This is a genomic window from Methylobacterium sp. D54C (assembly GCF_053345595.1).
Window position 1 is genome coordinate 637,892 of the sequence record NZ_JBKFAK010000001.1, and the last position, 15,079, is coordinate 652,970.

10 protein-coding genes are annotated in these 15,079 nt (G+C 72.0%); 5 read left to right on the forward strand and 5 right to left on the reverse strand.

Annotated features, from left to right (window positions below):
* Position 1 precedes the first annotated feature (1 nt).
* Positions 2–484, reverse strand: a complete 483-nt coding sequence (locus tag ACLBYB_RS03245) for an MSMEG_0572/Sll0783 family nitrogen starvation response protein (RefSeq protein WP_020091615.1) — start codon at positions 482–484, stop codon at positions 2–4.
* A 359-nt stretch (positions 485–843) separates the two neighbouring features.
* Between ACLBYB_RS03245 and ACLBYB_RS03250 the strand changes: the two genes are divergently transcribed.
* From ACLBYB_RS03250 to ACLBYB_RS03260, 3 genes are all read left to right on the forward strand, one after another.
* Complete coding sequence (locus ACLBYB_RS03250) at positions 844–2,283, forward strand: aminotransferase-like domain-containing protein (RefSeq protein WP_447697832.1); 1,440 nt, start codon at positions 844–846, stop codon at positions 2,281–2,283.
* A 441-nt stretch (positions 2,284–2,724) separates the two neighbouring features.
* Positions 2,725–4,209, forward strand: coding sequence for a methyl-accepting chemotaxis protein (locus ACLBYB_RS03255; protein WP_447697833.1), 1,485 nt, complete (start codon positions 2,725–2,727; stop codon positions 4,207–4,209).
* A 171-nt stretch (positions 4,210–4,380) separates the two neighbouring features.
* On the forward strand, positions 4,381–5,199 hold the full coding sequence (locus ACLBYB_RS03260) for a hypothetical protein (protein WP_091978477.1): 819 nt from the start codon (positions 4,381–4,383) through the stop codon (positions 5,197–5,199).
* Positions 5,200–5,251: 52 nt separating this feature from the next.
* Here the strand turns inward: ACLBYB_RS03260 and ACLBYB_RS03265 are convergent, their stop codons facing one another.
* From ACLBYB_RS03265 to ACLBYB_RS03275, 3 genes are all read right to left on the reverse strand, one after another.
* Entirely contained in the window at positions 5,252–5,965 is a 714-nt protein-coding gene (locus ACLBYB_RS03265; protein ID WP_447697834.1) for a hypothetical protein, read from the reverse strand.
* An 87-nt stretch (positions 5,966–6,052) separates the two neighbouring features.
* Positions 6,053–7,837, reverse strand: coding sequence for a glycosyltransferase (locus ACLBYB_RS03270; protein ID WP_447697835.1), 1,785 nt, complete (start codon positions 7,835–7,837; stop codon positions 6,053–6,055).
* A complete protein-coding gene (locus ACLBYB_RS03275; RefSeq protein WP_447697836.1) occupies positions 7,837–9,474 on the reverse strand; it encodes a hypothetical protein in 1,638 nt (545 codons plus the stop codon). The genes ACLBYB_RS03270 and ACLBYB_RS03275 overlap by 1 nt, the downstream gene beginning before the upstream one ends.
* A 218-nt stretch (positions 9,475–9,692) precedes the next feature.
* Between ACLBYB_RS03275 and ACLBYB_RS03280 the strand changes: the two genes are divergently transcribed.
* Positions 9,693–10,688, forward strand: a complete 996-nt coding sequence (locus ACLBYB_RS03280) for a glycosyltransferase family protein (RefSeq protein WP_091677734.1) — start codon at positions 9,693–9,695, stop codon at positions 10,686–10,688.
* Between the two features lie 32 nt (positions 10,689–10,720).
* Positions 10,721–13,924, forward strand: a complete 3,204-nt coding sequence (locus ACLBYB_RS03285; protein ID WP_447697837.1) for a glycosyltransferase family protein — start codon at positions 10,721–10,723, stop codon at positions 13,922–13,924.
* A gap of 55 nt (positions 13,925–13,979) precedes the next feature.
* Here the strand turns inward: ACLBYB_RS03285 and ACLBYB_RS03290 are convergent, their stop codons facing one another.
* Positions 13,980–15,074 (reverse strand): aldo/keto reductase, encoded by a 1,095-nt coding sequence (locus tag ACLBYB_RS03290; protein WP_447697838.1) that lies wholly within the window; start codon positions 15,072–15,074, stop codon positions 13,980–13,982.
* Positions 15,075–15,079: the final 5 nt, after the last annotated feature.

The window sequence follows — 15,079 nt, forward strand, 5'->3', positions numbered from 1 at the left end:
GTCAGACGGTCCAGGTGTCGATGATCACCGCGTTGTCGCGCTTGTGCAGGAGGATGCAGTCGAGCACGTCGAGGGGGTTAATCATACGAATACCCTCGATGAAGGCCGCCTCACTGTGCCCGTACAGCGCCTGTGTCGAGAAGCGGCAGGCGTAGACCTTGCCGCCCTCGGCCATGAACTTCTCGAGCTGGTTGTTGAAGTTGAGATGGCCCGGGAACGCCTCGTCGCCGAGCCGGGGGAACCCGCGCTGGACCCCGAGGGTGATGCCGGGGCCGTAGAGCAGGATCGAGGTCTCGAAGCCCTTGCGCTGCAGGCGGGTGGCCTGGAGCAGGTTGACGAGGCCGATCGAGCCCTCGAACGCCACGGTGTGGAAGGTGACGAGGGCCTTCTGGCCGGGTTCGGCCTTCACGTCCTCGAAGACCTTCTCCTCGTAGTCGACCAGGACGTCGCCCTTCTTGTGCGGCTCGCGGTTCACGGCAGGCATTGCTCACGCTCCTCGATGGTCTGACCGGCGGCAGGGGGTGCTGCGCACGTTCAGACAGTCGGATGGCAAGCCATGTGCCAGATCGGAGCCGTCAGGAATGCATTCAATAACGCGCCCTGCGATGCATACAATGATACGATCAATTGAGCGAAGTCGATCCGCCCGGTTCTACTCGACGACGCACAATTAATCATCAGGATTTGCGCACGTCGTCGCCAGATGACGCGCGCTTCGGCGACGAATATTGTACGCATTGCACGCATCAGTCGCGCCGTGATAGGCCGTCACGCGCCCGGTACGGCGCTTGCAAGCCATACAATCGATCATTGATCGGTTTTCAGGTCGCGGGTGCTGGACGGATGAAGGCTGGCGGGCGGGGAGGACGGTCGGTCGACCGGGGCGACGCGGCCGGTATCTGGACGCCGGACCTCAGGCGCTGGGGCAAGCCCCATTACCTGGCCATCGCGGACGCGCTGGCGGACGACATCCGGACCGGCCACCTGCTTCCGGGCACGCGCCTGCCGACCCAGCGCGCGCTCGCCGCCACGCTCGACCTCAACTTCACGACCGTGTCCCGCGGCTACGTCGAGGCCCACAGGCGCGGCCTGATCGAGGGCCGGGTCGGCCGGGGCACCTTCGTGGTCGACCCGGCGGACGCCGCCCGCACCGCTGGGCCAGCCCTTCCCCGGCGGCCGGGACTGGTCGACTTCACCATGAACCTGCCCCCGGAACCCGACCTGCCCGGCCTGCGGGCCCGCATGCGGTCGTCCTTCGCGGAGCTCTCGGGCGATCTCGCCGACCTCCTGCGCTACCAGGGCTTCGGCGGGACGGAGGCGGACAAGGAGGCCGCGCTGCGCTGGCTCGCGGGTCGCGGGATCGCGGCGGCGCGCGAGCGCCTGCTGATCTGCCCCGGCGCGCACAGCGCCCTGTCCAGCATCCTGGGACAGGTCGCGCAGGCGGGCGACACGATCTGCGCCGAGCGCATCACCTATCCGGGCATCCGGACCCTCGCGGCGCACCGGGGCCTGCGCCTCGTCGGCCTGCCGATGGACCGCCACGGGCTCGACCCCGACGCCTTCGCGGCCGCCTGCACGCGGGGGGCGCCGAAGGCGCTCTACCTCAATCCCCTGCTGCAGAACCCGACCACCGCGACCCTGTCCCGCGCCCGGCGCGAGGCCGTCATCGCGACGGCCCGCCGCTACGCGGTCACCATCATCGAGGACGACGCCTACGCGCGCATCTGCCCGGCACCGCCGCCGAGCTTCGCCGAACTGGCGCCCGAGATCACCTACTACGTGGCGGGCGTCGCGAAGTGCCTGGGCGCCGGCCTTCGCCTCGCCTTCTTGGTCGCCCCGAACGCGCGGGCTGCCCTGCCCCTCGGCGACGCCCTGCGCGCCGCCACCGTGATGGCGTCGCCGATCTCGACCGCGCTGACGACGCGCTGGATCACGGACGGGACGGCGGACGCCATCGTGGATTTCGTCCGCGCCGAGTCGGCCGCGCGCCAGAGCCTCGCGGCCGCGCTGCTGCCCGCCGAGGCCTACGTCGCGGACCCGCACGCCTTCCATGTCTGGATCACCCTGCCGGCGGGCTGGACGCGCTCGGCCTTCGCCAGCCAGGGCCGCGCGGCGGGTCTCGGGGTGGTCGGCAGCGACCCCTTCTGCGTCGCGGGGACGCCGCCCGAGGCCGTCCGCCTCTGCCTCGGCGGCCCTTCGACCCGGCAGCAGATCACCCACGGGCTGGAGAGGCTGGCCCACGCCCTGGACGGCTCGCCGGCGCTGGCCTCGACCTACATCTGACGGAGCCGGCCGCGTCCCTTCGACCGCGGGCGTCGGGTCGGTCGAATCGTGCCGGTGCGTGGCATCCAGCTGCATCGCGTCGCGGTGCGCCGATTCGGCAGCGAAGACCAGAAATCCTATTCTACCTTATCATATGAACTTCCGTGCAACCTGAGAGCATGACGGCACCGGATCTCGGCGTCGAAATCCGTACTCTCGATTGTATAGTTTACCGGCACTGAGATCAAAGATTGCGTAAAATTTACTGCTCTGGTAGTTTTGCACTATCCCAGACCTTCTCGATCTCGAACTATTGTGCCATTCAGATTTAAGTCATCGTTCACGATTGTGCGCAATCATTATGCGAGGCCGTCATGCCGTGACAGTAAATCAGCGGCAGATCCCAAGAAGAACCGCGTGTTCGCCCTCGGGATCCCGGCAATGACAAGAAGGGATGGGATCATGCTCGGCGCCCTGCGCGGTCGTGAAGGTCTGGCGGCGAAATTCGATGCCCTCGACCGCTCACAGGCCGTCATCGAGTTCGAGCCGGACGGCACCATCATCACGGCCAACGCCAACTTCCTGACGATGATGGGCTACGCCCTGCCCGACATCCGGGGCCAGCGCCACGCCCTGTTCGTGGAGGCGGCGCACCGGGACAGCCCGGCGTATCACGCCTTCTGGGACGCCCTGCGGCAGGGCACCTGCCAAGTGGCCGAGTTCAAGCGGATCGCCCAGGGCGGCCGCCACGTCTGGGTGCAGGCGAGCTACAACCCGGTGCTCGACCGCGCGGGCCGCGTCGTGAAGGTCGTCAAGTGCGCGTCGGACATCACGGCGCAGAAGCTGCTGATGCTCGACTACGCCGGTCAGATCGCGGCGCTGCACCGGTCCCAGGCGGTGATCGCCTTCGATCCGGCCGGCACGATCCTGGAGGCCAACGGCAACTTCCTCGAGACGATGGGCTATCGCCTGGAGGAGATCCGGGGCCAGCACCACGGCGTGTTCGTCGACCCGGCCGAGCGGGCCAGCGCCGGCTACCGCGAACTCTGGGAGCGTCTGGGCCGGGGCGAGTTCGTCGGCGGCGAGTTCCGCCGCATCGCCAAGGGCGGCCGTGACGTCTGGATCCAGGCGACCTACAACCCGATCCTCGACGCCAGCGGTTGCGTCCTGAAGGTGGTCAAGTTCGCCGCCGACATCACCGCGCAGGTCCAGGAGCGCCACCGGCGCGTCGCGGCGCAGCGGGCGATCGGCGCCGACCTCGACGCGATCGGCACGGCGGTCGAGGGCACCGGCCGACGGACCGCGGAGGCCGTCGAACTCGCCGGGCGGGTGTCCGGCGACATCCAGAGCGTGGCCTCGGGCGCCGAGGAACTGTCGGCCTCGGTCGGGGAGATCAGCCAGCAGGTCAGCCACGCGGCGCGGATGGCCGGCGAGGCCGTCGAGCAGGCCCGGCACACCAGCACCATCGTCGAGGGCCTGAGCGGGCAGGCGGCGCAGATCGGCGACGTCGTGACCATGATCCAGGGCATCGCGGCCCAGACCAACCTGCTCGCGCTCAACGCCACGATCGAGGCGGCCCGGGCCGGGACCGCCGGCAAGGGCTTCGCGGTCGTGGCCTCGGAGGTGAAGGCGCTCGCCGAGCAGACCGCCAGGGCCACGGATCAGATCCGCGACCAGATCACCACGACGCAGGCGACCACACGCGAGGCGGTGTCGGCGATCGGCTCGATCCAGGGCACGATCCGGGCGCTCGACGAGATCTCGGCGGCGATCGCGGCGGCCGTGGAGGAGCAGTCGGCGGTGACCCAGGAGATCTCCGGCAGCATGCACACGGCCTCCCGCGGGGTCGGGACCATCGCGGGCGGCATGGCGGCGATCGCTCAGGCCAACGAGCAGGTCGACGCGGCCACCCGCCAAGTCCGGGAAGCCGCGCGCGCTGTCGGCTGAGGTCGCCCGCCCCGGTTCCGGGGGCGCACCGGCGCTCGCGGGTCGCCGTGACCGGTTTCAGACGGGCGGAATCGCCAGCCGGGTGCTTTGGCCCGGACAGGCCGCGCATGATAGCGAGGGCGCGGCTCCGATGCCGCCCCGGGTCGGCGGCGCGACGCGCGGGAAACGACCTTGGCGGCGATTTGGCTGACGGCCCTGATCCGGGCGCTGACCTCCGGGACCGTGGTGGTGCTCGCCTCCGTCCTGGCCGAGTGGCTGGGACCGGTCTGGGGCGCGCTCGTCGTCAGCCTGCCGGTCTCCGCGGGGCCGGCCTACGTGTTCATGGCGATGGAGCACGACGCCGCCTTCGTGGCCGGGGCGGCCCTGAACGGCTTCGCGGCGAACGCCGCGACGGGCCTGTTCCTGATCGTCTACGCCCACCGGGCGGCCGGCCGGGACATGACCGCCACCCTCGGGCCGGCGATCCTCGCGTGGCTCGCGGCGGCCCTGCCGGTCTCGGCACTCACCTGGACGCCGACGACGGCGTTCCTGCTCAACGCCCTGGTCTACGGGGCCGGCGCGCTCTCGACCCGGCACGTCGTGCGCGCGACCCTCGTGCGGAGCGCCGTCGTCGCGCGGCCGCGCCCGCTGGACCTGCTGATCCGCGCGAGTGCCGTCGCGCTGTTCGTCGCGGCCCTCCTGGCGCTGAGTACGGCGCTGGGCCCCGCCAGGACCGGGGTCATCGCCGCCTTCCCGGTCACGATGACGAGCGCCTTCGTCATCCTCCATCGCCGCATCGGCGGGGCGGCGATGGCGCGGCTGGCGAGCGTCGCGATCCGCGGGGTGTTCGGCTTCGGCCTGACCCTGCTGACACTCCACCTGATGATCCAGCCCTACGGTGCCGCGCTCGCGCTGACGGTCGCGCTCCTCGTCTCGCTGATCTACTCGGCGGGCCTCCTCGTGGTGCAGCCCCGTCCCGGTCGGCAGGAGCCCGGCATCGTCACGCGCTGAGGCGCGCCGTCCGACCGCGACCTCGTCGCCAGGGCGCAGCCAACGAAGCGCCTCAGACGCGATCGTCCTCCCGCTGCAGGGCCCGCTTGCGCCAGGCCGTGAGCAGGCTGGCGAGCGCGTCGGGATCCAGCCCGTAGCTGTCCGGCAGACCCGCGTTGCGCCCGATCAGGTGCCGGTTCATCGCCCCGAGGCGCGTCGCGCCGGCGCTCGCGTCGTCGAAGGTCACGAGGCGTTGTCCCGAACCCGGCAGGGGGACCGGCTCGAACACGCTCACGTCACGCCACCGGACGCGCCGCGCGCGGCCCAGCTGCACGACGGTGAAGCCCGTCTCGTCGAGGTGCAGCGCCGAGCCGCGGATCGCCGTGAGGATGAGGAACGGGACGCCGCCGAGGAAGAGCGCGACGCCCGGCCAGAGCAGCAGTTGCATCGTCGTGGAGGGCGCCTCGTGCAGCACCATCCAGAGCGTGACGCCGCCGAAGCCGGCGGCCATCAGGGCCAGGAACAGGAGTTTCCGCACCGAGGCGCGCAGGATCACGGGGCCGGGGAACTGCGCCGCCAGCGACCCCGCCGACCGGCTCTCGGATTCGAGCAGGTCCGGCCGCAGCTGCCACACGGCGACGGCCGCGCACACGCCGAAGAACACCGTCGTCGTGACGCCGCCATCCGCGCCGGTGGCGATCATCCCGAGGCCGGCGGCGACGAAGAGGAGGCTGATGCCGAGCAGCAGGACGTTCCGGCCACGGTCGCCGCGCGCGAGTTTCAACACGAACGCCCGCCCTCCCGCGACGTCGATGGCCGGTGTGGCCACCCGATTCCGAGACGCGACCATACAGGCCGCGCCGCGAGGCGGCGATCACGCGCGCCGCGCCGTGTCGCCGCTCTCGCCCAGCATCGCCAGCACCTGCGCGGCCCCCTCCTCCGGCGCGATGCGGGACGTGTCGAGGAGCGGCACCCGCAGCTCCTCCGCGAGCGTGCGATAGCCGGCGATCCGGGCCTCGGTCATGTGCTCCGACGGGTTCGGGACGCCGCGCGCGACCATGCGGGCGATGGTGGTGGGACGGTCGGCCCAGCACATGACGGTGAACGGACGCGGCTCCCAACCCGGACGGAAGGCCGGCGAGAGGAGCTGCGAGGCGGTGAACCAGTGCCGGTCGAACACGACCGGTCCCGGCGGGGCGTTGGCGATCGCCGCCGCCACGGCCGCGTGCGCCACGTCGTCGGCCAGCACGTGCTGCCCCGTCCGGGCGAGGTGGACCAGGATCGCGCCGACCTGACCGCTGAACGGGTTGAGCACCGTCGCGCCGAGCGCCTCGGCGACGTGCCGCGCGATACTCGACTTGCCGGAGCCGTCGAGCCCGTCGACCGCGAGCGCGATCCGCGAGGCCTGGGCGGCCTTCTGCTGGGCCCGCGTCAGGTTCGAGGGGTAGATGCGGCCCTCGCGACGGCCGTGCTCGAGGTAGTGCAGCTGCCCCTGCCACGCGTGCTCGAACAGCGCCGCGAGGTCGGCGTGCAGCCGGATATAGCCGAGGGCGTCGAAATCCTCCGGCAGGGGCCCGTCCCGGCTCGCGAGGTCGGCGAGGCGCAGCGCGGTCTCGCGCGGCGGGCCGGACGGGCGCGCCGCATCGGTCCGGCCCGCCCGCAGCGCGATCGCCTCCGCGACGACGGCGAGCAGGCCGTCCGCGTAGGTGTCCCAGTCGAGCGCCCGGATCCGCGCCCGTCCCGCCTCGGCCCGGGACGCGGCACCGGCCGGATCGGTCGCGATCCTGTCCACGGCCTCCGCGATGGCCGCGCCCAGCGCCGCGTCCGGACTGTCCGGCACCACCAGGGCCGTGACGCCGTCCTCGGCGAAAGCCAGCGTGCCGTGCACGGTCGCGACGAGCGGCGTGCCGCAGGCCATCGCTTCCGCGGCCGGGTTGCACCAGCCGGCATGCGCCTCCGCGCTGCAGAACGCGTCGAGCCCGTGATACCACGCGGGCAGGTCGGACTCGGGCAGCGGCCCGTGCACGACGAGGCGGCCCGACGCCACCAGATCGGCGCGCGCGCCCACCAGCCCCCAGTCCGGCCGTCCGAACCAGTGCAGGGCCCACGCGTCGCCGAGCCTGTCGAGTGCCGCGAGCTGCGCGGTGGGGCGCTTGTTGGCGATGCCGCCGAGCCGGCGCCGGGCGCCGCGCGCGGGCGGTGAGACGGGCGGCGCGAACAGCCCGGTATCGACCGCACCGACGAGGCGCCGCCACGGCAGGCCGAGGGCCTGGAGGGCGGCGTCGTCCCAGTGGTCGTTGTTCGCCACGACGAGGTCGGGCGCGAGGGTCCGCGTGACGCGGGCGTAGGCGTCGCGCCGCACCGGCGCGTTGAGGAGGTGCTGGATCCGGGCGCCGAAGTTCGGGGCCCGGAGGTCCGCGAATCCCTCGATCGTGGCATCCGGGAATCCGCCGCCGGGCACCATGACGGCGTCCCAGCGCTCGCGCGCGGCTTCCTCGCGGTGCAGGACGGGCAGCCGCGTCTCGAACCCGTCCTCGCCGGTGCCCAGGGTCAGGTACGCGAACGCGTGACCGCGACGCGCGAGCACCCGTCCGACCCGCTCGAACCGGAGCAGGCCGCCCGTCAGCGCCAGGTGGTCACAGGCGACGAGCAGCCGCATCACGGGGTTCCTCTGATGAGACGCAGGAGGCGTAGGGACAGGCGGCTGCCGTCGCCGGCCGAAGCGCGGCGGGCGTCGAGGGTGTCCTGAAGGTGGTCGCGCGCGCGGTGCATCTCGGCCGCGTAGGCGATCACGCGGTCGGTGCGGCGGACGCTCTCGCGCGCGGCGGCCTCGTGCGCGGCGGCGTCGGCGGCGCGCGCGGCGCGCAGGGCCGCGTTCTCCTCGAGCAGCCGCGCAATCTCCGCGGAGGCCTCCGCGAGCGCCGCGCGCGGATCCGCGTCGATCCGGGTCTCTTCGCCGACCGGCAGGTGCGTCGCCGCCGCCCAGTCCAGGCCGCGCTCCGTCACCCGGTCGCTGACGATCGCCTGGAAACGGCTTTCCCGGCCCAGCCGGTCGGCGAGCTGCGCATCGTCCAGAGCCAGCCCGAGCCGCGGCAGCAGGGCGCGCAGGGCGTCCAGAAGGGTCAGCGTGGACGGCCCGCCGGGACGCCAGTCTCGCGCATCGGTCAGCGCGTTGACGAGGCCCCGCACGGCGAGGTGGCCAGCGTCCAGAGGGACCCCGAGCTCCCATTCCAGGTCTATGAACGTGCCGTCGGCGCCCGAGACGAGATTCTTCGGGATGGCGTCGAGGGCCGGTCCCGGGAGGATCGTCTGGGTCTCGAGCGGCGCTCCCGCCGCGAAGCGGCGCGAGACGGCTTGAAGCCACGTTCCGGCCCAGGCGGCGACGGCGTCCGGGCACCAGCCTTCCCGCGCCAGCCGCGCCTCGAGAACTTCAGACCAGAGGGAGCCCGGCACGTAGGTCTCCGACGGCAACAGGTTCGTGACGCCTCGAACCGCGGCGGGAAGGTCGGGATACGCGCGGGCGCGGCGCACCGCGATCTGCGACCCGGCCTCCGCGAAGGTCACCAGCCGCTCGAATTCCGGCCGGCGGCGCAAACCCGCGTGGATCGCCAGCCGGTCGTCCGGCGGCAGCGGCTCCGCCGATGCCGCGATCACGAAGGCGGGCGCCAGATCGCCGATGAGCCCCTGATCCGCCACCGTCGCCCAGGCGCGCCGCGGCGAGAACAGCGCGCCCGCGCGGGCTGCCGGATCCGGCCCGGCCGCGCCGATGGCGAGCATTCCGGGATCGAACCCGCCCGGCCGATCGAGGCTCCGCTCGGCGATGAAGCTCACGGGCTCCTCCCGCCCCGGGAACGGGAACCACCATTCCTGATAGGCCAGGCCGCGGGCCTGCAGGGACCGTTTAAGGCCTTCCCGCGTGGGCAGCCGGAGGCCGTCCGACCTGAGGCGTCCCTCGAGGCTCGGGAAGCCGCGCTGCCCCACCGTCTCGGAGCCCGCAGCGAGTCCGTGGAGCGAGAGGGCGTTGTCGATGACGAGGATCAGCCGGCCGCCGGGCCGCAGCCGTTCCTGGGCCCAGGCGATCGTCGCGTCGAGCGCGTCCCGGCCCCCGTCGTCGCGACAGGACAGCAGCCCCGTCAGCACGACGCCATCGAAGAGCGTGGAAGCCGGCAGGTCGGCGCCATCCGCCGTGGTGACGAGGGTGCCGTCGGAAGCCCAGCGCGCGCGGCTCCCCGCGTCGGGCTTCGGGCCCAGCAGCAGGAGCGTGCCGGTCAACCACGGCAGGAAGGGGCGCAACACCTCGGCGCAGGGCTCGCGCGGCGGATGCGGCGCGCCTGTTGCCACTTCATCCCGTGCCATACTTCCTGATTGCCAACATTGAATTGCCCGAAATTACCCAATCGCCAAGTGGTTGGGGGAAATTAATCGACGAAATGGACATGCGACAGTTGCGTGTCTACTTACAATTGGCATTAACCTGCAATTAAAACTGGCCCGTCTCGCCGAGGTCACGAGGGATGAATTTCGTCAGCGCGATCTCGTTGGCCGGGCCGCACGTCCTGGTCACGAGCACCTTCCCCGATGCGCTCAACAGGAATCCCGGGATCCGGAGCGATCTGGCCGAGGGCTTCGCCGAACTGCTCGGCGCCGAGCGCGTCAGACACACCCCTCTGGAACTGGCGGTCGGGGCGGTCCGGGCGACCCGGCCGGATGTCGTGATCGCGGTCGGAAGTCTCGTGCCTGACTTGGCGGATCTGCGCGCGCTTCGGCGCGCCGCGGACGCCGTGGGTGCCGTCCTGATCTTCTGGCTGACGGACGACCCGTACGAGTTCGACTACGCCTTCAAAGCGGAACTCTACGCCGACATCGTCGTGAGCAACGATTCCTGGGCGGCGCAGCACTACCGGCACCCCGACGTCCACCACCTGCCGCTGGCCGCGGCGCCCGACCGGCATTTCCGGCCGATCGCCCCGGTGGCGGAGCGGGAGACAGTCCTGTTCTTCTGCGGCGTCGCCTACCCGAACCGCGTCGCACTGATGCGCCGGATCGACGATCTCCTGTGCCGGCACGTCGTGGAGATCCTGGGCGCCGAGTGGCCGGACACGCTCCGATGCGCGGTGAACCGCCGCCTCACGCCGGCGCAGATGGCCGACTACGCCGCGGCGGCGCGGCTGACGCTCAACATCGGCCGCGACCTCGACGTGGCCAATCGCCGGCTGTCGCTCCCGCAGGCGACGCCGGGACCGCGCACCTTCGAGGTCGCCCTGTCGGGCTCGGCGCAGCTGTTCTTCGTCACCGGCCTGGAAATCTGCGCGCATTTCGAGCCGGACACGGAGATCCTGCTGGTGGACGGCGCGGCCGATATCGCGCGCGCCATCGAGCGGTCGCTCGACGAGCCCGCCGCGATCGAGGCGATCGCGCGCCGGGCGCAGGCGCGGGCGCTCCGCGAGCACACCTACCGGCATCGCGCGGCGCGCCTGCTCGATCTGAGCCGCCTGACGGTCCCGGCCTGATCACGCCGCCGCTGAGACGGACGAGACCGCGCATGTCCGACCTGTCGATCCTGCTGCTCGACACCGAGCCGCAGACCCACAACCGCTACCTCGTGCTCGCCATCGCGGACGCGCTGCGCCGGCATCCCGCGGTCGGCCGGGTCCATGTCGGCGGGCACGGCGATGCCCTGGCCACCTTCGTCGAGCAGGGTCTCGACACGCTGATCGCTTTCGGCGGCGCGCGGGCGCACGCGCCCCTGGTCGGTCGGCTCGCGGGGCTCGCCCGGACCAGCGTGCTCTGGACCACGGAGGATCCGTACGAGCGCGAGGCGAACGTGCGCGGGTCGGGGGCCTTCGATCTGGTCTTCACGAACGACCTTGCCACGGTCCCGGCCTACGGGGGCCGGGCGCACCACCTCGCCCTCGGCGCCTCGTCGCTCTTCCACGATCTCCCGGTGCTCGAGGACGACGCGCGCTACCGCTACGATCTGCTCTTCATCGGAACGGCGTGGCCGAACAGGGTCGCGACCCTGAACGCGCTCTCGGCCAAGCTGCCGCGGGACGTGAAGTTCAAGCTGGCGCTGCCGTGGAACGCGCATATCGGTCCGCCGGAGCTGGAGGACGAGGCGCTCGTCACGGACTGGCGCTGCGGGAACCGCGACTTCGCCCTCCTGGCGAACCGCAGTCGCGTCGTGCTCACCCTGCCCCGGATCTTCTCGGCGGCGCGCGCCGATCAGGCGACCGGTTCGACGCCGCCGCCGCGGCTGTTCGAGACGGCGCTGGCCGGCGGCTACCAGGTCGTGGTGTCGCCCGAGCCGGAGACGGCCGCCTACTACACGCCGGACGCCGAGATCGCGCTCTGCGACGACGAGGCCGGTGCGGTCGAGGCGATCCTGACGGGCCTGACCGAACCGGAGGCCCGCATCGCGCGCGCGCGCGCCGCGCAGGCGCGGACCCGCGCCGAACACCTCTACGACCATCGCGTGGCGACGATCCTGGACGCGGTGATCGACCGGCGCCGGACGCAGACGCGCCGGCCGCCCCTCGCCTCGTCAGCGCCCCGCACGGTCCTGATGCTCACCCACAACCGGATGGGGCATCGTCCCGGCGGCGGCGTGGAGGTCTATCAGGAACTGCTGACCGAGCTCGGCGAGCCGTACCGCGTCCTGTTCCTCTTCCCCGTCTTCGGCGACGGGCGCTGGTCGCTCCGGCTCGAGGGCCCCGGGATCGCGGAGAGCTTCGCCTGCGGTCCCGTCACGCCGCCGCTCTCGACGGACCCGTTCGTGGAGGGGATCTTCCAGAGGCTCCTGTTCGAGCATCAGGTCGACCTCGTCCACATCCATCACCTGATGCACGTCCCGCTGTCGCTGCCGCTGATCGCGCGGGCCTGCGGCATACCCACCGTCTACCACCTGCACGACCATTTCCTGATCTGCGAGCGCTGGCTGCTGCTCGATCACACCGGCCGGTTCTGCGACGTCGTCAATCGCGGGGCGGACCAGTGCGACGCCTGCCTGGTCTCGGGAAACCAGTATCCGCCCGGCTCCAAGGCGCGCCGCGACGGCATGATGACCCTGGTGACCGACGCGATCGACGCCTTCGTCACGAGCACGCCCGCCACGGCGGGGTACCTCCGGCGCTACTTCCCCGGCATCCCCGCCGACCGGATCGTCGAGATCCCGATGGTGGCGCCGAACACCGCGCCGGCCGGGGCGCGGCCGGTATCCAAGCGCAGGCGCGACGGCGATCGGCTGACCGTGGCGATCCTGGGCAATCTCGCGGCCCACAAGGGCGGCCAGCAGGCGATCAACCTGATCCGGAGCTGCGAGGCCTATCCCATCCATTTCAAGGTGATCGGCCGCATCGACGACCCGTACCGCGAGGCGGTCGCGGGCTTCGGACCGGATCAGGTCACCGTGACGGGCGCCTACGAGCAGCACGCGATCGGCGGCCTGCTGGCCGGCTGCGATGTCTCGCTGCACCTCTCGACCTGGCCCGAGACGTTCGTCATCGCGCTGACGGAGGCGTGGCAGGCGGGCCTGGTCCCGATCGTCGCCGATATCGGGGCCCTGGCCGAGCGCGTCGAGGACGGGATCGACGGGTTCAAGGTCCCGCCGGACGATGCCGGTGCCGTCCGCGCGCGCCTCATCGCGCTGCACTACGATCGCGCCCGCCTCGCCCGGATGCAGGCCTCCATCGGCCGGAAATCCTTCCCCGACACCGACGGCCACCTCGGGTCGGTCCGCGCCCTCTACGAGCGCCTGATCGGGGCGCGGCCGCTGCGCCACGGACGCGTTCCCAGCCACCTGCGCCATGGTTTCGACCTGCGGCTCGAGACCCTGGGATACCGGACGAACGCCGCCTCCTGGACCAGCGCGGCGATCGCTTGGGACGAGGCGGCCCGCGCGCCGGAGGCGTCGCCCACCGTGATGGCGGCGGCGCGCGCGCGCCCGGTGCCGGAGCTGCCCGACGCGTTCCGTCGCCTGACGCTGAGGCCGGTCCGGCGCAGCGAGTGCGGCTGGAGCCTCGACGTGCTGCGCACGGACGAGCGCCTGAACCGGAGCCTGGATCTCTCGTCGGTCGTCGCGCGGGCCTCCGTGTTCCTGCGCGGCTGGCTGCACGTCTCGGGGCCGGCGCCGAAGGCGATCTACCTGCGGCTGACGGGTCGCACCGGGACATCGTGGGTCGCCCTGCAGAGCGATCTCCGTCCGGACGTGGCCAAGTGGTACGGTGAACCCGCCGCCGCGACGTCCGGCTTCACCGGCCAGATCGACGTCGCGGGGATGTCCTTCGGACGCTACGCGCTCGCGATCGTCCAGATCGCCGACGGTAGCCTGCGCATCCTCGAAGACGTCGCCTCGATCTTCATCGCCCCCGACACCGAGCCGCCGGCGCGCTTCGTTCCGGAGCCGCGCCATCTCGTCAGCGGCCCGCCGCACGTCCCGGATCTGCACCACAGCCTGCCGGATGCCGGCGACGCGCTCCGCGTGTCGCCGGGGCAGCTCTGGGCCGCGGAAGTCGCGTTCCCCGGGACCGCGCCCCGGCTCGGCAAGGACACGCTGGCGGTGTTCCGCGGCACCAACGGTCAGACGTGGCGGGCGCCCGTCCTCAAGATCGACGAGCGGACGGTGCGCATCACCGCCTCCGTCCCGAATATCGATCCGGGCGCCTACACGGTGTCCCTGGCCGAGCCGCACAACAGGACGTTGCGGACCCTCGCGACGCTGTTCCGCACGCAGGTGGCGCGTTCGGAGTGACGGGGATCACCGGCAGGCCCGGTCTCGATCCCCCGAGCCGATCGCGGACGCGGGTCTACCACGCCTCGACCCGTTCACCGCCGAAGATGCGCGAAGTCGGCAGCTCGAAGATGAAGTAGGGATTGAGTTGCGGCGGAGCCCCGGCCTCATCCAGGCGGGACTGCTGCTCGGGCGTCAGGACGACCTCGAGGGCGGCAATGTTCTGCGCCAGCTGCTCCGGGCGGCTCGCCCCGACCAGGACTGAGGCGATGCCGGGGCGCCGCGCGACCCAGGCCAGCGCCACCTGCGCCATCGGTCGGCCGACGTCCGCGGCGACCGCCCGCAGCACGTCCACCACCGCGAAGTTCGCCTCGGTGAACAGCATGCCGCCGAAGGGATTGTCGCCGTTGAGCCGGCCGTCGCTGCCGCCCTCGGCCGCGTCGCCGGCCCGGTCCGGGAGCGAGCCTGCCGGACCGGCCAGAGCGAGCTTCTCGCGCCCGTACTTGCCGGTCAGCAGGCCGGCCGCCAGCGGGCTCCAGGGCACCAGCCCGAGCCCGAGGGCGCGGCCCGCGGGCAGCACGTCGAGTTCCACGCCCCGGTCGAGCAGCGAGTAGGCGTATTGCAGGCCGATGGGTTCCGGGAGGCCGTGGGCACGGGCCAGCGCGGCGATCTGCGCGGCGTACCAAGCGGGCGCGTTCGAGAATCCGTAATACAGGATGTCGCCGCGCGCGACGGCGTCGGTCAGCGCCCGGAGGACTTCCTCCGGCGGCGTGGTCCGGTCCCAGACATGGGTCCAGTACAGGTCGATCCAGCCGGTCCTGAGACGGCGCAGGGAGCTCTCGAGACCGGAGCGGATGTTCCGCGCGCTGTTGCCTCCGGCGAGCGGCGTCCCCTGCGCGCGCGGAAAGCCGGACTTCGTCGCGACGACCAGGCGGTCGCGCAGACCGCGCGCCGCGATCAGGTCGCCGAGCATCGTCTCGCTCGCGCCGCCCGCGTAGACGTCGGCCGTATCGAGGAAGTTGCCGCCCGCTTCGACGTAACGGTCGAAGATGGCCGCCGAGACCGTCGCGTCGCTGCCCCAGCGGGCGGCGCCGAAGGTCATGGTCCCGAGCGCCAGGGGGCTCACGGCCAGACCCGAGCGTCCCAGGGTTCGATAGTGCCTCAGATCCATCGCCG